A 16,283-nucleotide genomic window follows, 5' to 3' on the forward strand; every position below is an offset into this window, starting at 1 on the left:
TATGGATACTTCCCACTACGGCGAGCTGCACAAGCTTTTCGACACCAACTTCATCGACTACACCTCCTATGTGATCCGGGAGCGGGCCATTCCCGACGTGGCGGACGGGTTGAAGCCGGTGCAGCGCCGCATTCTGCAAACCCTGCACAACATGGATGACGGCCGTTATCACAAGGTGGCCAACGTGGTGGGCGATTGCATGAAGCTCCATCCCCATGGCGACGCCTCCATCTTCGCCGCCCTGGTGAACCTGGCCAACAAGGGCTACCTCATCGACCGGCAGGGAAATTTCGGCAATATCTACACCGGGGACCAGGCCTCGGCCGCCCGCTACATCGAGTGCCGCCTTTCCCCCCTGGCCCGCGAGACCCTGTTCAACCGCGATCTCACTGAATTTGCCGATTCCTATGACGGCCGCATGCAGGAGCCGGTGGCCCTGCCCGCCAAGATTCCCCTGCTCCTGATGCAGGGCGCCGAGGGCATTGCCGTGGGCATGGCCACCAAGATCATGCCCCATAATTTCTGTGAGTTGCTTGAGGCGCAGAAGGCCATTCTGCGGGGCGAGGAGTTCGCCGTCTATCCCGATTTCCCCCAGGCAGGCGCCATCGATGTCTCCGGCTACGAGGACGGCAACGGCCGCCTGCGCTGCCGGGCGCGCATCGAGGAGAAAAACGAGAAGACCATCACCATCAAGGATATTCCCTACACCACCACCACCCAGTCCCTGATCGAGAGCGTGGAAAAAGCGGCCCGGGCGGGCAAGCTCAAGATCATGAGTATCAACGACTACACCGCCGAAGAGGTGGAGATCGAGATCAAACTGGCCCGCGGCATCTATGCCGAGGATACCATCAAGGCTCTCTACGCCTTCACCGACTGCGAGGTTTCCATCAGCCCCAACCTGACCGTGATCAGGGACAACAATCCCACCGTGCTCTCGGTGAGCGAGGTGTTGCGCCACAACACCGAAAAGCTGGTGCGCGATCTTGAAAAAGAGCTCACCATCGAGCATGGCCGGCTCAAGGAAAAGCTGCACGCCCATCTGCTTGAGCAGATCTTCATCGAGGAGCGGCTCTACAAGAGAATCGAGGAGTGCAAGACCTACAAGGCGGTGGTGGACACCATCGACGAGGCCCTGCTCCCCTTTGCCGATCTGCTGGTGCGGGCGGTGAGCAAGGAGGACATCGAGCGGCTGCTTGAGATCAGGATCAAGCGCATCTCCCGCTACGACATCGACCGGAAGAAAAAGGAGATCAAGGAGGTCCGCGACAATATCAAGGCGGTGGAAAACTATCTGTTGGACATGGTCGGTTACACCGTCTCCTACCTGGACGATCTGCTCAACCGCTACGGCCATCTTTATCCGCGCCGCACCGAGATCACAACCTTCAGCGAGGTGGAGGCGCGCAAGGTGGCCCTTTCAAACCTCAGCATGGGCTATGACCGGGAAACGGGCTTTCTGGGTCATCAGGTCAAGGCACGGCCGGAGGATTGCTTCCCCTGTTCGGAATACGACAAGCTGCTGCTCATTTACCAGAACGGCGTGTACAAGGTGATCAACGTCATCGACAAGCTCTTTGTCGGCCATGATCTCGCCTGGCTGGGCAAGGTGGATGAGAAGCTGATCTTCAACCTCATCTACCGGGAAGGAGGGCAGAATCTCTGTTATGCCAAGCGTTTTCACTGCCCAAAATTCATTCTCGAAAAAGAGTACCGCCTTTTCCCGGAACACAAAAATTCCGTCATCCTCTTTCTGGGCCTGGGGGAAGGGGGCCGGGTCCGCGTGCACCTGGCTCCGTCGAAGCGTGCCCAGCATAACTATGTGGACTGCAGTTTCAGCGATGTTCTGATCAAGGGGGTTTCCGCGCTGGGCAAGAGGGTTTCCAACCGGCCGGTGCGCCGCATTGCCGAATTGTCACCGGAAAAGGAACCCGCCAGGGAGACGGAAGTTCAGCCCAAGCTGTTTCAGCCTTCAGACGGCAGCTCGCTGCCCGCGGCTGAAAACATAAAGCCGCCGGAGGAAAAAAAGCCGGCAACCGAAGACTGACAGCGGCCGGCTCGGGGTTTTTCTATTTCGCCTCATAGGCCTTGAGGATCACCACATCCTGCGCAGGCACGTCCTGATGATAGCCCACGCTCCTGGTGGGAACGGCAACGATTTTATCCACCACCTCCATCCCCTCCGTGACCTTGCCGAAAACCGCGTAGCCGAATGTGCTCGGCGACATGCCGCGATGGTCAAGGCTTTCGTTGTCCCGCACATTGATGAAGAACTGGCTGGTTGCGCTGTGCAGGGCATTGGTGCGGGCCATGGACAGGGTGGCGCGGCTGTTCTTCAAGCCATTGTCCGCTTCGTTCCTGATCGGAGCCCCGGTGGCCTTTTGCCGCATTCCCGGAGCAAAGCCGCCGCCCTGGATGACAAAGCCGGGAATAACGCGGTGGAAGATGAGGCCATCGTAAAATCCTTCCTGCACATACTTGCGAAAATTTGCAACCGTCAGCGGTGCTTTTTCGTCTTCAAGTTCGATACGGATCGTGCCCAGGGTTGTTTCCATGATGACGTCATTTCCCTTGGCAAAGCATTGGTTTTCCGCGTAAAAACAAAGTGTTATAGTGAAAAGCAGAGAGAAGAGGAACGATATTTTTTTCATGTCTGGCCTCATGGTGAAAAAAAAAGAGAAAGAAAAAATACCCCGGCAAGAAAACTTACTAATTTTACACAGCATTCCCCGCTCTGCCAAGCCTTTTCGGTTACCAGATATTGTGGTTGCGAAGATATCCTGCGCCATATATGGTGGTAACGGTGGTTGGTTCGCCCTTTCGGCAGGATGTTTTTATTGCTTTTTTCGGTTATAGTTGCTAAATGAACAACCTCTCTCTTGAACTGGTTCAGAGAGAGTCAGTGCGACGGTCAGGGAAGATCGTATGCTCTTATTATCTGTTTGCAAGAGATGGAGGCACGCGGTATGGATTGCCTTACATCAAGCTCTCCCAAGGAGAAGAATACCCTGGCACCCGGAAGTGACAAGGGTGGGCGCGGGAACGAACCCCTGATTTTTTTCGGCAGACGTTCCGTCGATCCGGATATGGTCCGGATGGTATGCGGGGTTTCCTTGGCAGTGCTTTTTTTCATCATCGCCCAACTGAAACCATCGGTTTCACTCCTGATCGGCTTTGGCCATCGGCAGCAGGAACTGCCTTCCGTCGAAGTCCATTCCGCCACCGAACTGGTAACGCAACTGAAAACCAACAGACTCTGGGAAGTCGAGCCGTTTACGCCGGTGAATCCCGTGCTGGTGAAGAGTTTGCCAGCCGACTTCCCTTATCTTGACGTTGAGACGCAGAAACGGGCCTTTCTCCATACCCTTTTGCCCGTCGCCATGATCGCCTTGTCCGAGGTACAGGACGAGAGGTACGCCCTTGAGGAAATCCTTTCCCGGTTGGCGAGGATTCCCAAGCGGTTTGCTTTCGGCATCGACTCCGGCGAAGAGGCCAATCTTGACGGCTTGCGGCCCAATGAGGTGTATTTTCTTCAGCAGCTTTGCCAGAAATACCGGACAAACGATGTCGATCTTCTCCTGCGGAGGGTCAATCTGGTGCCGGTGAGCCTGATCCTAGCCCAGGGCGCCCTGGAATCCTCCTGGGGCGGGTCGCGCTTCGCCCTGGAAGGCAACAATCTTTTCGGTGTCTGGACCTGGGGCATTGAAGGAATCATTCCTTCCCAGCGGGAGGAAGGCAAGGAACATAAAGTCGCCTCTTACGCGACGCTCCTTGATTCGGTGCGGGCCTATATTCTCATGCTCAACCGGGTTGCCGCATACAGCCATCTTCGTTCACTCCGGGAGCAGAACATGGATTCCCTGACCCTGGCCAACGGTCTGCGCTACTATTCGGAAAGACGTGAAGAGTATGTTGCCGATCTTGCCAGGGTGATCAGGAGCAACCAGCTGCAGATGTACGACGAGTGCGTGCTTGCCTCCAGGCAGCGCGGGGTTCGCCTCGTTTCCCTGGCCAATATGCAATGAAAGAGTCCACGCCCCGGAAATCTTCAGGTTCCTGGTTTTTGAAGTTTTTTCTTTTCGTCCTCTTTCTCCTGGCCTGCGTGATGGCCTTGTCGCCCAGGCCCCAATCCACGGCGGCCAACAATACCGTCCCTGAAAAGGTTCCGCAGCGGACAGGCGATCCCACCATTTTCATTTATCATCATTTCGGGGACAAGCGGTATCCGACAACCAGTGTTTCCGAAGAGAACTTTCTCGCCCAAATGCGCTATCTCGCCGACAACGGCTACCGGGTTCTCTCCCTTGCCGAAGTGGTGCATTGCCTGAAGGCCAAGATTCCTCTGCCGGAGAAGACCGCGGTCATCACCATTGATGACGGCTACCGGAGCATTTATTCCGTGGCCTGGCCGATCCTGAAATCCTTTGGCTTTCCGTTCACGGTCTTCCTCTACGTGGAGGGGGTGGAAAAAAAATACAGCAACTATCTCAGTTGGGAGCAGATTTTGGAGATGCAGGCGGCAGGCGTCGATTTTCAGGATCATAGCTTTTCGCATCACCGCATGGCGGACTGGCCCCGGGGGGTCACCGAGAAGGAGTACCGCAAATGGGTCCGGGCCGATCTGGTCAGCAGCGTCACCATCCTTCGGGAAAAACTGGGGAAAAGACCTCGCTTCTTTGCCATCCCATACGGCGAGTACAACTCCATTGTCCTGGAGGAGGCCAGAAGTTTGGGCTATGATGCCATCTTTACCCAGGATCCCGGCTCCGTCAGCGCGGACACCGATCCTTTTTTCATTCCCAGGGAACCCATCCTCGGCAAGGAATGGGCAACCCTTGACCATTTTATCAAGGTGCTGAACAGGGCGGATCTGCCCGTCGCCAACCTCACTCCCTCCATTTCCCCCCTGGAAAAAGCCGTCCCCGCCGTGTTCGGCGCCCGGGTGCTTTATCCGGAACGCTATGACAGCGGAAGTTTCGGCATCTATGTGAGCGAGCTTGGCTGGCGCAAGGCGACCATGGACAGCAAAGGCTTTGTCTCCATGCGCAACGACCTGCCCCTGACCAGACGTTCCAACCGGGTGATGATCAGCGCCAGAGAAAAAGGAACCAACAGGAGCGCCGTACGTTTCTGGCTTTTGCTCCAGCACGAGGCGAACCGGCATGATCCTGAGGCCATGCAGGCGATTCTTGGCAACCAGACCTTGGGCCATTGATTGCCGGAACGGCCTTTCTCCGGTGATTTTCCCCTGCTGTTTTTTCCGTATTGCCTTGGGCGCCGGAACAGGCTTTTCCGTTCGGAATACCCAACGGTATTGACCAGGGGTTGAAAAGCCGCTTTCTGGATATGGTAATGATTGAACGGACTGGAGTGATTGGGACGGCCTGCGAGTTTTTCGGATCCTGTGATTTCTTCCAGGCAACCATGGCCAGCGTGCCGCAGTTGAGGCAGAAGATGATGGACAAGTACTGTGCGGGTGGATACCGGGATTGCGCTCGCCATGCCTATGCAACACTCCATGGCCGCAACAGCATCCCGGAAGATCTGTTTCCCAACGCCGCCTATTTTTAACGACATGCTCGGAAAGTGCTTCGCCCACCTTTTTTGTCTGCTTTCTCCCTTGCGCCTCTGACGGTTTGCCGACCTCCCGGAATACGGATCGCGATTCCAACTCCGCGCGGGGTAACGCGGGTAAGCCTCTGCTGTTTCCCTGGCCCGTTTTTCCCACTGTCCGGGATGAGTGGTTTTCAAGGTCCATCGGGATTGCCATTCCCCCTGAAGATGTGCTACCATTTCAGTGTTGTCGGTCAACGGTCGGGCTCGGTATCTGCGCAAGCTTATCAGGAGAGGCGGTGCAATGTTTAAGGAAGAACGAAAAACGTTCCAGTTTGAATGGGCCCATCTCGGGGACATCGAGTGGGGACGCCCGAACCTCGGTCCTAAGACCTCGGTGGCGATCTATCGCTTGATGCAGTTCACCTTGCGCGACGCCATCATCAAGCACACCGACGTGGAAACCACCAACCGCATTTTCTACGATGCCGGCAGGATTGCCGGCAAGGCCATCTACGAGGAGCTGCTGCACAGCCCCAAGAACTTCAGCGCCTTTGTCTCCACGCTGCAGGAGACCATGAAGGATCTTGCCATTGGCATCCTCCGCGTCGAGACCTCCGATCTTGTCGCCATGCGCTTTGTGCTGACCATTGCCGAGGATCTCGACTGCTCGGGGCTGCCCATCACCAACGAGTCGGTCTGCACCTATGACGAAGGTTTTATCGCCGGGCTTTTCAGCGCGCATTTCGGCAAGGATTTTCTGGCCAGGGAAACCGACTGCTGGTGCACCGGGGACAGGGTTTGCCGTTTTGAGGTTGGCCCGATTCACTGAACAATCTGTGGGAAGGGGACGTAACCGCTGCGATGAGGCAAGAGGATATTGACCGCCTGGACAGGATAAGCGCCCATGTCCATGCCCTGCTCAATGGCCAGCAGCCGGGGCTTCTCAATCTTGCCGGTCAGAATAACGATGAGATCCGTCAAGTGGGAGCATTCGTCAACGAGCTGACCGAAGCCCTCTCCGCGCTCACCACGGCAACCTATCATCTTTCCATCGGCGACATCGACACAGCCATCACCACCAGGCTGCCAGCCTGCCATAACCTGAAGAACCTGCAGGCAACCCTCCGGCATCTGACCTGGCAGACAGGGCAGGTCGCCAAGGGTGATTTTTCCCAGCGCATTGATTTTCTGGGAGGCTTTTCCGCCTCGTTTAACTCCATGGTCAAGCAACTTGAGGCAAGTCAGGAACGGATCCTTGCCCAGAACAGGGAACTTGAGCGTCTTGCCGCCACCGACCCCCTCACCGGAGCTTTCAACCGCCGTTACTTCATGGAGTTCGGGAGGAAGGAATTTATCCGTTCCCGGCGCTATGGCCATGTTTTCGCCGCGTTCCAGATGGACCTCGACCATTTCAAAAAGATCAACGACACCCATGGCCATGCCGTGGGTGACGAGGTTCTGAAAGCCTTTACCGCGAACTGTCTTGAGGGATTGCGGGAAAACGACGTGCTTGGCCGGGTTGGCGGGGAGGAGTTTGCCGTTGTCCTGCCGGAAACACCCATTACCGGGGCGCACAAGGTCGCGGAACGGTTCCGTGAAGCGACCTGCGACCGGAAGGTTTACGTGGGCGAGCAGGCGGTGCATTTCACCGTCAGCATCGGCCTGACCTGCCTGCGGGCTGATGACGCCGATCTTGAGGTGGTTCTGCGCCGGGCGGATGAGGCGCTCTATCTTGCCAAAAACGGCGGCCGAAACCGGGTTGTCGCGGTCGAATAGCCTCAGCCGGCACTTGTTTTTTGCCAGATGGGCAGGCTGGTGTTCAGCCGCTCAAAACGTCGGTCCTGGCTGATCGCATCGCTGTTTTTGTGATTGGCGATGAGAATGGCGCCGACCCGCATGCTGTCCTCCACGAGTTTTTCAAAGCGCAGCTGCTGCTCTCTGCCGGAAAAGGGGCGGAAGTAGTAGAGCACCTCGAATTTTTCCAGGCCCTGATAGGTCCAGATGTCATCCCGGGAGACTTTTTCCTCGCCGATGAGCCGGGTTGCCACGGTAAAAGGGTATTCATCCTTTTCGATTCCATACACATCAAAGCCGTACTGTTCGGCAACGAGCAGGATGTTGCCGATGCCGCAGCCGATGTCGAGAAAACGTGGCTGCGTATGCGCGGGGGCGTCGGGATCTGCGTTGAGCAGCCTGGCGACAAACTCAAGCTGGGCAAAGACCTGCCTGGTATCCATGGCCACAAAGGGATACTCGCAGTCGGTATTGTTTTTCGTTTCCCGGGCGGCGTCCCTGCTGTGAAAACCGACAAACCTGTTGATGATGTTGAAAAAAATATCCTGTCCTGTCTCATCCATGGCGTTGTTTTCCCCACTTGGCAAGAGGATGTAAAAGCAAGAAGTTTCATATACCACAATTCGGCCGGGAAACCCCGCGGAAAAATCCGCCGTGAACCGGCTAACGCCTCGGCGGCAAAAGAGAAACCGCGATGCCCTCCAGAGCCCGCAGCGCGGTTTTTGCAAAAAAGAGGGCGCCGGTGGCAAGGATGTCTTCGTCAAAATCGAAGCGGGGGCTGTGGGCCGGCGCATCATGGGGAGCCGGGCGGCGTGCTCCGAAACGGACCATGCAGCCCGGGACCTTTTCCAGGAAAAAGGAGAAATCCTCGCCGCCGAGGCTGGGCAGCGGCTGGCCCTTGACCTTGCCGGAGCCGACGATTTCCGCGGCGACATCCCGGGCGATCCGGCTTGCGGCCGCGTCGTTGATGACCGGCGGGTAGCCCTCGACCAGGGTGCAGGTGGCCTGCACTCGATGCAGGGCGCCGATGGCGGCAACCATGCGCTGTACCGCGGAGAAGCAGGTTTTGCGGACTTCCGGATCCGTGGAGCGGATGGTCCCTTCGAGAACGACCCGGGAAGCGATGACATTGGCGGCGGTACCGCCGTGGATCCTGCCCACGGTGATCACGGCCGGCAAGCAGGGATGGATTTCGCGGGAGACGATGGTGTGCAGGCTCGTCACCAACTGACAGGCCGCCACTATGCTGTCGGCGCTTTCATGGGGCTTGGCTGCGTGTCCGCCGCTGCCGGTGATTTCGATGCTGAATTCATCGGTAAAGGCGCAGATAAGCCCCGGCTGGACAATGATCTCATTCAGCTCGTGGTTGCGGTCGATGTGGCCTGAAAAGATGGCGGAAACCCCATTGAGGGCTCCGGCGGCGATCATGCCCCTGGCGCCGCCGTCGCCTTCCTCTGCCGGCTGAAAAATCAGAACCACCCGGCCGGGCAGGGAAACCCGCGAGAGCAGGGCGGCGGCGCCAAGCAGCATCGCCACATGCCCGTCATGGCCGCAGGCATGCATGACTCCTGGATTGCGGGAGGAGAAGGGCAGGCCGGTTTCCTCGGTCAGGGGCAGGGCATCCATGTCAGCCCGCAGGGCCACGCAGGGGGCGGCGGGGTCATTGCTGCCGAGACTGGCGACTATGCCGGTCTGCCCGACCTGCTCCCGGAAAGGGATGGCCAGTTCCTCAAGTTTGCCGGCAATGAAGCGGGCCGTGGCGAATTCCTGGAAGGCAAGCTCGGGATGCTGATGGATGTGACGGCGGATTTCCCGCATCCAGGTGTCAAGTTGTTCGTCCGGCATGGGAAAAGGGTTCATTGTTCTCGTCATTGCATAATTTGTTGGGGTGAGAGAAAAACTTATTCGCTCCGGGTTGACCAGCGTCGCAAGCCATGGTAATTTTTTCGGCCGTTATCTGGGTTTGATCGCGAACGGATTTGTCCCTGCTTTGCATGCCAGCCAACTCCATATGTCGGCAGTGCATTCATCATAATGCAAAGTGCGGGGCGGCACCATCTTGAAACTGAGAATTGTGCAACGATGAACAACGGTTTTTCCCCCGTGCGGAGCGGGGAGCATTCTGACTCCGTCGGTCCTTGTCCTCGAGATGCGGAGCAAACATTCAGCCGGGCACTGGAACTGCATCGGCTGGGCGAGGTGCAAGAGGCCGAATGCCTGTATCTGCAGGTGATCGCCCTTTGTCCGGAACATGTGGATTCCTGCGTGTATCTGGGGCTGCTGTATTCCGGGCTGGAACAATTTGCAGAGGCCGCTGGCTGCTTTGCGCAGGCGCAGGCCCTCCTTCCCAACGAACCGGCCATTGCCTACCATTTGGGCACAGCGTATTACGCGACAGGACAGAAGCGGATGGCCATCGAACAGTTCCAGAAAACCCTCGCCCTCGACAATCTGCATTGGCAGGCCGCCTATAATCTGGGTACGGTCTTTCTCGGCTCAGGGCAGTTGCCGGAAGCCATCGCCGCCTACGAAAAAGCGGCCGGCCTCCAGCCCGGAGATCCCGACATCCATTTCAATCTCGGCCTGGCCTATAAAAAGGCAGGCCGGCTCGAAGAGGCCATGCGGGCCTACGGCCGGGCCCTGGAAATCGCCCCGGACGACGCCGAAGCGCATTACAATCTGGCCTTGGTCCACAAGGAGTCGCATCGCAAGGAGGACGCCATCGCCTCCCTTGAGATCGCCATCGCCCTCAAGCCCGACTATGCGCAGGCCCATGGCAACCTGGGGGTTCTTTATCTGGACCAGGGCAGGGTGGAGGCGGCTGTTGCCTGCTACCGGCAGCTCATCGCCCTGAACCACAATGTCGAATCGGCCCGCCACATACTGGCTGCCCTCACCGGCGTCACCACGGTGTCCGCGCCCTCCTCCTATATCGCCGATCTGTTCGACAGCTTTTCCGCGCGTTTTGAAGACCGCCTGCTCGTGGACCTTGAGTACAGAACGCCATGGGATCTCAAGAGCCTGCTGCTGGCCGAATCCGGGCAAAAGCGAAATTACCCGCGTTTGCTCGATCTGGGGTGCGGCACCGGACTGGTCGGCCAGGTTTTTGCCGATCTTTCCTCCTGCCGGGTGGGCGTGGATCTTTCTCCCAAGATGATCGAGGTCGCGGCGGCGAAGAAGATTTATGATCAACTGGCGGTGGCCGAGATCGTCGATTTTCTTGGGCAGCACGACGCCCTCTATGATTTGATCGTCGCCGCCGACGTGCTTATCTACGTTGGCGGGCTGGAATCGATTTTTCCCCTTCTTGCCGAACGCCTTGCTCCTGGTGGGCGCGTCCTCTTTTCCACGGAACAGCTGGACGGGGACGGCTACGTCCTTCGACAATCCGGGCGTTTCGCCCATTCTCCGGCTTACATCCGCGAGGTGGCGGAACGGTGCGGACTCAAAGTCCTGGCCTTCGAAGCGGCCAGGATTCGCAAAGAGAAAGGCGAGTGGCTCCTGGGCTCCCTTTTTCTCCTGGGTGCCTGATTCTTACCCCATCTCTTTCCGCCCTGAAAAATTATTGTCTTGAGTTCTTGTCCCTTTTTTTCTGTATAATTGAAGAAAGCGCACGGTATTTCAACCGGGAAAAAGGGGGGCGGCCATGGCTGCGTCGGGATTGGAGGGGATGAGGGATAAACTTCTGGCCATGCGGCAGGAGATCTTTCAGCATCTGCGTCAATTGGAAGATGGCTGGCAGGGTCTTGCCGAACCGGATATCGAATTTGAGGAAGAAGCGCAGAAGGCCGAACTTGCCGAGCTCTATGCCCATCTTGACGACAGGCAGAAGGAGGAGCTTGGGGAAATCGATCGGGCCCTGAGCAAGTTCTCTTCCCTGTCCTACGGAAGGTGTGAGTCCTGCTCAAGGCCCATACCTTTGCCGCGGTTGACCGCACTGCCAGCCACCCGTTTTTGCCACGCCTGCGGCGTCCGGGCCGAGGGAAAAAAGAAAATCCCGCCGGCCCGCCCCTGATTGCGATAAAGAATTTTGCGGAATTTTCTATAGTTACGCAACGTGTTATCTCTGTGGGAAAACACATTCCAAAGGAGGGGCACCATGGAAAAGGGTCAAAATGCAAGAAGGGATCGCTTGATTCAGGAAAAACGGCACGATGCCTATAAGGAATGGGAGAAATGGCCGGAGCCGACGGTCTGCCCGGAGTGCAGGGCCCTGTTTCTGGGCGGCCGCTGGTCCTGGGAGGCCGCACCCCCGGGAGCAAAGGAAAAGGTCTGTCCCGCCTGCCAACGGATCGCCGACGCGTTCCCGGCCGGACTCATTGAGATCCAAGGGGCTTTTCACGTGCAGCACTGGCAGGAGATTCACAATCTTCTTCGCAATACGGAAAATCTGGAAAAGTCTGAACACCCCATGGAACGGATCATGACCATTGCCGAACAGGATGGCGGGCATGAGGTGACCACCACCGGCATCCACCTGGCCCGCAGGATCGGTGAGGCTTTGAAACACTCCTATCAGGGCGAACTGGACCTGGCCTATGGTGACGGCGAACAGAGTCTCCGGGTGACCTGGAGGCGTGATTAGCAGGCGCCGGATAACAACCTGGCCCGCCAGCAGGGTTTCTTGGCGGTCCGTTGAAAAAGACATCCCTGTTTTTTTTCGGCTGCCGGTTGGCCAGAGAAGGCTTTGGCCGGCCCCACGAATTTCTTGGCTCTTTGCGAACCGGCAAAATGCGACGGCACATCCCGTGCCGTAAACAAGCCCGTTTTCCCATCGGGTTGTCAAGGAGGGGATATGCAGGTGCCTTTACAGATCACGTTTCGGAATATGGAAACCTCGGAGGCGTTGGAGTCCTTTATCCGCGAGAAAGCGGCAAAGCTGGACAGCATATGCGAAAACATGATCAGCTGCCGGGTGGTGGTGGAGGCGCCGCCCCTGCATCAACGCAAAGGCGGCCTCTTCCACGCAAGCATCGATATCAGCCTGCCCCAGGAAACCATTGTCGTGAACCGGGAGCCTGATCTGCACAAATCCTACCATGATGTGCATGTCGTGTTACGGGATGTTTTCGATACGGCCCAGCGCAAACTGCGGGAGTACGTGAGCAGGCAGAAAGGCGAAGTGAAGAGTCACGAGGAGCTGCCCATGGGCAGGATCTCGGAACTCCATGCCGATGAGGATTACGGCCGTATCGTTACCGCCGGCGGCGACGACATCTATTTTCATCGCAACAGCCTCATCGGAGCGGACTTTGCGGAACTTGCCATCGGTTCTGAAGTGCGGTTTGTCGAGGAAATGGGCAACGAGGGGCCGCAGGCGACCAGTGTGCGCATTGTCGGTAAACCGCGCCCAGGGCAGGGGCTGTAAGGGAGGAGTGTTGACATGGCCTGGCTGGAAGAGAACTGATACCGATGCTGCCGATTTCGGAGAAGATCAGTATTCCGGAGAACGAAATAGAGATCATCGCCATCCGGGCGCAAGGGGCAGGCGGCCAGAACGTCAATAAGGTGTCTTCCGCCGTTCATCTCAGGTTTGCCATCGCCACCTCGTCTCTCCCGGATCTGTACAAGCAACGGCTTCTCGCCCTGCATGACCGGAGGATCAGCAAGGAGGGCGAGATAATCATCAAGGCCCAGCGTTTTCGCAGCCTTGAGAAGAACAGGGAAGACGCTTTGGCGCGCCTGCAGGAGCTTGTCCGGCAGGTGGGCAGAGAGACGAAAAAGCGCAGGCCCACCAAGGCTACCCGCAGCTCCCAGAAAAAAAGGCTGGAAAGCAAGAGCAAGCGCGGCAAAGTCAAGGCCCTGCGGAGCAGGATCGAGGATTGACCTACTTCCCGAAGCCGCAGATGGGGTAGACACAGGATTTGCACTGCCGGCAAAGGCCGCCATGCCCCATCATCGCCAGCTCCTGTCGGCCGATCTTCTCCCCGGCGAGCACCCTGGGCAGAACCAGATCAAAGACGGTGATCTTGTGGAACATCCCGCAGGCCGGCAGCCCCAGGACCGGCACCCCGCCGAGGGAACCCACCAGGAACATGGCCCCGGGCAGAACCGGGGTTCCGTAAGCGATCTCGGTCGCCCCGGCCAGGGTGATCCCCATTCTTGTAACGTCATCCGGGTCCACGGACATGCCGCCGCTGGTCACGATGAGATCAGCGCCCGCCGCAAGGCAGGCTTGGATCTCGTTTGCGATGGTTTCGGGGTTATCCGGAGCGAAACGGACCTCGATCACCTCGGAGCCGAGCTGTTCCAGTTTTTTCCGTAATACCGGTTCAAAGGCATCCTTGATCCGGCCATGAAAGACCTCGTTGCCGGTGATGATGAGGCCGGCCCGGGCTTTCCTCAGCTTCAGCACCCGCAGAATGCCCCCCGCCTTTTTTGCGATATCAACGGCGTTTGCAACGATCTGTCGTTTCGAGACCAGGGGAATCAATCTGGTGCCGGCGACGAGCTCCCCTTGTTTTACCGGGGTGTTGTCGTGCAGGGTCGCGCACATGACATCGCCCAGCAGGTTGAAGCGGTAGAGCGCCTCGCTGTCCACCTTGAGGAGGCCGTCGTGGGCGGCGATGATGTTGAGCTTGCCCTCCACCGGTTCCCCGGAGACAGCCGTGCCGGGCCCTGCCAGTGCCCCGGCCATGAGATCGGCTGCCTCGTTTTCATGGACGTCGTCCTCGGCAAGCTCAAGAACATAGATATGTTCCTTGCCGAGGCGTTTGAGGTGGTCGACGTCTTCCGGCCTGATGATGTGCCCCTTTCTGAAGGCGCGGCCCTTGAATTCGCCCTTGCGGATTTCAGTGATGTCGTGGGGCAGCACCATGCCCACTGCTTCGTCGACCGGTACGGTTTTGCTCATGGCAGTCTTCCTTCAGCGCGGAATAAAATAAAACGCCTCAATCGGCCAGTACCTCATAATAGCGGCCAAAGGCGCAGGGCTTGCAAAGGGTTTTCCCTCCATGCGTCACATCCCGGCAGTCCTGCACCCAGTCTCCGCAGCCTTCGCAGCGCACCCGTCGTTTCGGCCGGCCCGGCATATCCTCTTCCGGCACCGTGATGGAGACTTTTTGCATCCTGAAGAGTTCATCCTCCGGCATGATCCGGTAGGCCTCAAGCTGCTGCTTGTACTTGTCGCCGATGGCCGGAGCGTATTTTTTCGAGGTTTCCCGGGATTCTTCCAGGGCGGTGATGCGCACGGCCCTGCCGGTTTTCAGATTCACGAAGGTCGCGGCCATGATCCCGTAGTCCAGCCATTTGAGGGAGCGTTTGCCCAGGGAACAGCCGGTCACGGTCTGGATGGCGTCGGTGGCGCAGCGGTCAATCTCCACAAGCACATAAAAGTCTTTGCGCTGGCTGCCCCGGGGGTCGTCTATGCCGATCTCCCGCAGGCCGATCATGGACATGCGTACGCCGATCACCTGACCTGCGCAGATGTGGCCGTGGATTTTCGTGGATTTTTCCAACAGCTCTTCAAAGGATTCCATGGCGTCTCCCAGCTCCAATTCATCTCCATGGCCGGACCGGTTTGGATTGCGGCGGCGCATTGTCATGGGAGCAATGTAGGCGAACCGGGAGGTTTTTGCCAGAGAAAGATTGATTTCCGTCACCGGCCGTGAAGAAGGGCGGAGACTCTTCCGGCGGGGGGTGGATGCCGGTACAGGCAACGGCGATGGTTTTTTGTCCGGTCTACTCTTCCTTGATGGCAAGCAGGGGTTCCAGATTGGCAAGACGGGAAACCGGCATGGCGGCGCCGAGGAGACAGACGGCAATGCCGGCCGCCACGGCGATCAGACTGATCAGAACCGTGTCGCCCCCAAAGGCGGCAACCTTGCTCAGGCGGGCCAGCAGAACGAAATCGCGGGAAAGGTAGTGGATGAGATAGTGGCCGAGGGCTGTGCCGATCAGGCCGCCGATGGTGCTGATGATCAGGGCTTCGCTCAGGAAAATCTTCATGATGTGGGCGCGGGTGGCGCCGATGGCCCGCAGGATGCCGACTTCGCGCCGCCGTTCGTTGGCAAGGGCGGTGAAGGTGGACCAGGCCAGCAGCACGGCGAGCAGGGAGGCGATGAAGATGGTGATCGAGAAAATCCTGACAATGTCCTTCAGGGTGGTGCGGACGCCGGCGCCGATGTTGCCGCGGGTCATGATCCCGAGCCGCGGGTTGATGGTGCGGATCTTGGCAACAACCATTTCGGGATCAATGCCCTCCTTCACCTTGAGGAAGATGATCGATATCTTGCCGGGCTTGTAATCTCCCATGGCGGCAGGAGAGACTTTGGCCAGATCGTCCAGGCGCATGAAGACGCCGCGGTCGATGCCGGTGCCGGTTTCCTTGAGATGGCCGACCACCTTGACGCCCTGGCCAAAAAGGGTGGCGGTGTTGATCAGCCCGAGGAATTCGTAAATGTAGCTGCCCACGTAGATTTCGGTATTGTTGAGATGTTCTGGCCCGGTTTCGAGCCAGGGGCGGATGACAAAATCGCTGCCCTGGTCAAAGGCGATGACCTGGCCTTCGTCGATGCTGCAACAGCCTGAACCCAGGGTGTTGAGATAAACATGGTAGGTCGCCTGTTTGATCTCCGGCAGATCCGCCACCGAATCGAAGACGAATTCGTCCATGTAAAAGGTTTTGATCTTGCTCTCCAGGATGAATTCCTCTGCCACGGTTTTGGCTTCCTGTGGAACAATCACGATGTCGGCGCCAAGGCGTTTGTTCGCCTCTTCCAGGTCGGTCTGGACGGCGTTGTTGAAGAGCAGGGCAAAAACCAGCAGGGAAACAAGGAGGGAAACGGCCAAGACCAGAACCACATTGCGGAAAAGTTTGCGGACAACGGTTTTCCAGGCGATGGTGAGAATGGAGGAAACGCTCCGGGTGGACATGGCAAACTGCCTCTCTATGGTTATGGGCGGCGGTTATGGACGGCCTTTTGCGGAATACA

17 protein-coding genes are annotated in these 16,283 nt (G+C 57.9%); 11 read left to right on the top strand and 6 right to left on the bottom strand.

What is annotated here, in order from left to right; all coding sequences use genetic code 11:
• The first annotated feature begins 1 nt into the window (after position 1).
• Positions 2-2,047 carry a DNA topoisomerase IV subunit A gene (locus tag ACUUL3_RS05635; protein WP_448555390.1) on the top strand — a complete coding sequence of 682 codons (2,046 nt, stop codon included), beginning with the start codon at positions 2-4 and terminating at the stop codon, positions 2,045-2,047.
• Positions 2,048-2,069: 22 nt separating this feature from the next.
• Here ACUUL3_RS05635 and ACUUL3_RS05640 read toward each other — a convergent pair whose 3' ends face one another.
• Positions 2,070-2,555, bottom strand: a complete 486-nt coding sequence (locus ACUUL3_RS05640) for a peptidylprolyl isomerase (protein ID WP_448556442.1) — start codon at positions 2,553-2,555, stop codon at positions 2,070-2,072.
• A 411-nt stretch (positions 2,556-2,966) separates the two neighbouring features.
• Between ACUUL3_RS05640 and ACUUL3_RS05645 the strand changes: the two genes are divergently transcribed.
• The 5 genes from ACUUL3_RS05645 (at position 2,967) to ACUUL3_RS05665 (ending at position 7,332) form a co-directional block, all read left to right on the top strand.
• Entirely contained in the window at positions 2,967-4,025 is a 1,059-nt protein-coding gene (locus ACUUL3_RS05645; protein WP_448555391.1) for a glucosaminidase domain-containing protein, read from the top strand.
• A 38-nt stretch (positions 4,026-4,063) separates the two neighbouring features.
• Positions 4,064-5,215, top strand: a complete 1,152-nt coding sequence (locus ACUUL3_RS05650) for a polysaccharide deacetylase family protein (protein WP_448555393.1) — start codon at positions 4,064-4,066, stop codon at positions 5,213-5,215.
• Positions 5,216-5,352: 137 nt separating this feature from the next.
• Positions 5,353-5,571 carry a hypothetical protein gene (locus ACUUL3_RS05655; protein ID WP_448555395.1) on the top strand — a complete coding sequence of 73 codons (219 nt, stop codon included), beginning with the start codon at positions 5,353-5,355 and terminating at the stop codon, positions 5,569-5,571.
• Between the two features lie 286 nt (positions 5,572-5,857).
• Positions 5,858-6,385, top strand: coding sequence for a V4R domain-containing protein (locus tag ACUUL3_RS05660; protein WP_448555397.1), 528 nt, complete (start codon positions 5,858-5,860; stop codon positions 6,383-6,385).
• Between the two features lie 32 nt (positions 6,386-6,417).
• Positions 6,418-7,332, top strand: a complete 915-nt coding sequence (locus tag ACUUL3_RS05665) for a GGDEF domain-containing protein (protein WP_448555399.1) — start codon at positions 6,418-6,420, stop codon at positions 7,330-7,332.
• Between the two features lie 2 nt (positions 7,333-7,334).
• On the opposite strand, the gene ACUUL3_RS05670 is transcribed toward ACUUL3_RS05665, so the two are convergent.
• Both ACUUL3_RS05670 and ACUUL3_RS05675 read right to left on the bottom strand, forming a co-directional pair.
• Positions 7,335-7,913: a class I SAM-dependent methyltransferase gene (locus ACUUL3_RS05670; protein WP_448555400.1), complete on the bottom strand. Its 579-nt coding sequence runs from the start codon at positions 7,911-7,913 to the stop codon at positions 7,335-7,337.
• A 100-nt stretch (positions 7,914-8,013) separates the two neighbouring features.
• The gene (locus ACUUL3_RS05675) at positions 8,014-9,195 is read right to left on the bottom strand and encodes a M20 metallopeptidase family protein (RefSeq protein ID WP_448555402.1); all 1,182 of its coding nucleotides are present in this window, start codon (positions 9,193-9,195) and stop codon (positions 8,014-8,016) included.
• A gap of 354 nt (positions 9,196-9,549) precedes the next feature.
• On the opposite strand from ACUUL3_RS05675, the gene ACUUL3_RS05680 reads away from it, so the two are divergent.
• The 5 genes from ACUUL3_RS05680 (at position 9,550) to arfB (ending at position 13,176) form a co-directional block, all read left to right on the top strand.
• Positions 9,550-10,881: a tetratricopeptide repeat protein gene (locus ACUUL3_RS05680; RefSeq protein ID WP_448555404.1), complete on the top strand. Its 1,332-nt coding sequence runs from the start codon at positions 9,550-9,552 to the stop codon at positions 10,879-10,881.
• A 139-nt stretch (positions 10,882-11,020) separates the two neighbouring features.
• Positions 11,021-11,365, top strand: coding sequence for a TraR/DksA family transcriptional regulator (locus tag ACUUL3_RS05685; RefSeq protein WP_448555406.1), 345 nt, complete (start codon positions 11,021-11,023; stop codon positions 11,363-11,365).
• A gap of 84 nt (positions 11,366-11,449) precedes the next feature.
• The gene (locus ACUUL3_RS05690) at positions 11,450-11,935 is read left to right on the top strand and encodes a BCAM0308 family protein (protein WP_448555408.1); all 486 of its coding nucleotides are present in this window, start codon (positions 11,450-11,452) and stop codon (positions 11,933-11,935) included.
• Between the two features lie 210 nt (positions 11,936-12,145).
• Positions 12,146-12,718 carry an HPF/RaiA family ribosome-associated protein gene (locus tag ACUUL3_RS05695; RefSeq protein ID WP_448555410.1) on the top strand — a complete coding sequence of 191 codons (573 nt, stop codon included), beginning with the start codon at positions 12,146-12,148 and terminating at the stop codon, positions 12,716-12,718.
• 44 nt (positions 12,719-12,762) lie between these two features.
• Positions 12,763-13,176, top strand: coding sequence for an alternative ribosome rescue aminoacyl-tRNA hydrolase ArfB (gene arfB, locus ACUUL3_RS05700; protein WP_448555412.1), 414 nt, complete (start codon positions 12,763-12,765; stop codon positions 13,174-13,176).
• A 1-nt stretch (position 13,177) separates the two neighbouring features.
• On the opposite strand, the gene ACUUL3_RS05705 is transcribed toward arfB, so the two are convergent.
• From ACUUL3_RS05705 to ACUUL3_RS05715, 3 genes are all read right to left on the bottom strand, one after another.
• On the bottom strand, positions 13,178-14,203 hold the full coding sequence (locus ACUUL3_RS05705; protein WP_448555414.1) for a molybdopterin-binding protein: 1,026 nt from the start codon (positions 14,201-14,203) through the stop codon (positions 13,178-13,180).
• A 37-nt stretch (positions 14,204-14,240) separates the two neighbouring features.
• Positions 14,241-14,828: an FmdE family protein gene (locus tag ACUUL3_RS05710; protein ID WP_448555416.1), complete on the bottom strand. Its 588-nt coding sequence runs from the start codon at positions 14,826-14,828 to the stop codon at positions 14,241-14,243.
• A gap of 202 nt (positions 14,829-15,030) precedes the next feature.
• Positions 15,031-16,224, bottom strand: a complete 1,194-nt coding sequence (locus ACUUL3_RS05715; protein ID WP_448555418.1) for an ABC transporter permease — start codon at positions 16,222-16,224, stop codon at positions 15,031-15,033.
• Positions 16,225-16,283: the final 59 nt, after the last annotated feature.

Source organism: Thiovibrio sp. JS02, from assembly GCF_053485635.1.

Excerpts from the sequence above, each read along its gene's own strand:
- ACUUL3_RS05635 (WP_448555390.1), top strand. The coding sequence starts at position 2 with ATGGATACTTCCCACTACGGCGAGCTGCACAAGCTTTTCGACACCAAC.
- ACUUL3_RS05640 (WP_448556442.1), bottom strand. The coding sequence starts at position 2,555 with ATGGAAACAACCCTGGGCACGATCCGTATCGAACTTGAAGACGAAAAA.
- ACUUL3_RS05645 (WP_448555391.1), top strand. The coding sequence starts at position 2,967 with ATGGATTGCCTTACATCAAGCTCTCCCAAGGAGAAGAATACCCTGGCA.
- ACUUL3_RS05655 (WP_448555395.1), top strand. The coding sequence starts at position 5,353 with ATGATTGAACGGACTGGAGTGATTGGGACGGCCTGCGAGTTTTTCGGA.
- ACUUL3_RS05660 (WP_448555397.1), top strand. The coding sequence starts at position 5,858 with ATGTTTAAGGAAGAACGAAAAACGTTCCAGTTTGAATGGGCCCATCTC.
- ACUUL3_RS05665 (WP_448555399.1), top strand. The coding sequence starts at position 6,418 with ATGAGGCAAGAGGATATTGACCGCCTGGACAGGATAAGCGCCCATGTC.
- ACUUL3_RS05670 (WP_448555400.1), bottom strand. The coding sequence starts at position 7,913 with ATGGATGAGACAGGACAGGATATTTTTTTCAACATCATCAACAGGTTT.
- ACUUL3_RS05675 (WP_448555402.1), bottom strand. The coding sequence starts at position 9,195 with ATGCCGGACGAACAACTTGACACCTGGATGCGGGAAATCCGCCGTCAC.
- ACUUL3_RS05685 (WP_448555406.1), top strand. The coding sequence starts at position 11,021 with ATGAGGGATAAACTTCTGGCCATGCGGCAGGAGATCTTTCAGCATCTG.
- ACUUL3_RS05690 (WP_448555408.1), top strand. The coding sequence starts at position 11,450 with ATGGAAAAGGGTCAAAATGCAAGAAGGGATCGCTTGATTCAGGAAAAA.
- ACUUL3_RS05695 (WP_448555410.1), top strand. The coding sequence starts at position 12,146 with ATGCAGGTGCCTTTACAGATCACGTTTCGGAATATGGAAACCTCGGAG.
- arfB (WP_448555412.1), top strand. The coding sequence starts at position 12,763 with ATGCTGCCGATTTCGGAGAAGATCAGTATTCCGGAGAACGAAATAGAG.
- ACUUL3_RS05705 (WP_448555414.1), bottom strand. The coding sequence starts at position 14,203 with ATGAGCAAAACCGTACCGGTCGACGAAGCAGTGGGCATGGTGCTGCCC.
- ACUUL3_RS05710 (WP_448555416.1), bottom strand. The coding sequence starts at position 14,828 with ATGGAATCCTTTGAAGAGCTGTTGGAAAAATCCACGAAAATCCACGGC.
- ACUUL3_RS05715 (WP_448555418.1), bottom strand. The coding sequence starts at position 16,224 with ATGTCCACCCGGAGCGTTTCCTCCATTCTCACCATCGCCTGGAAAACC.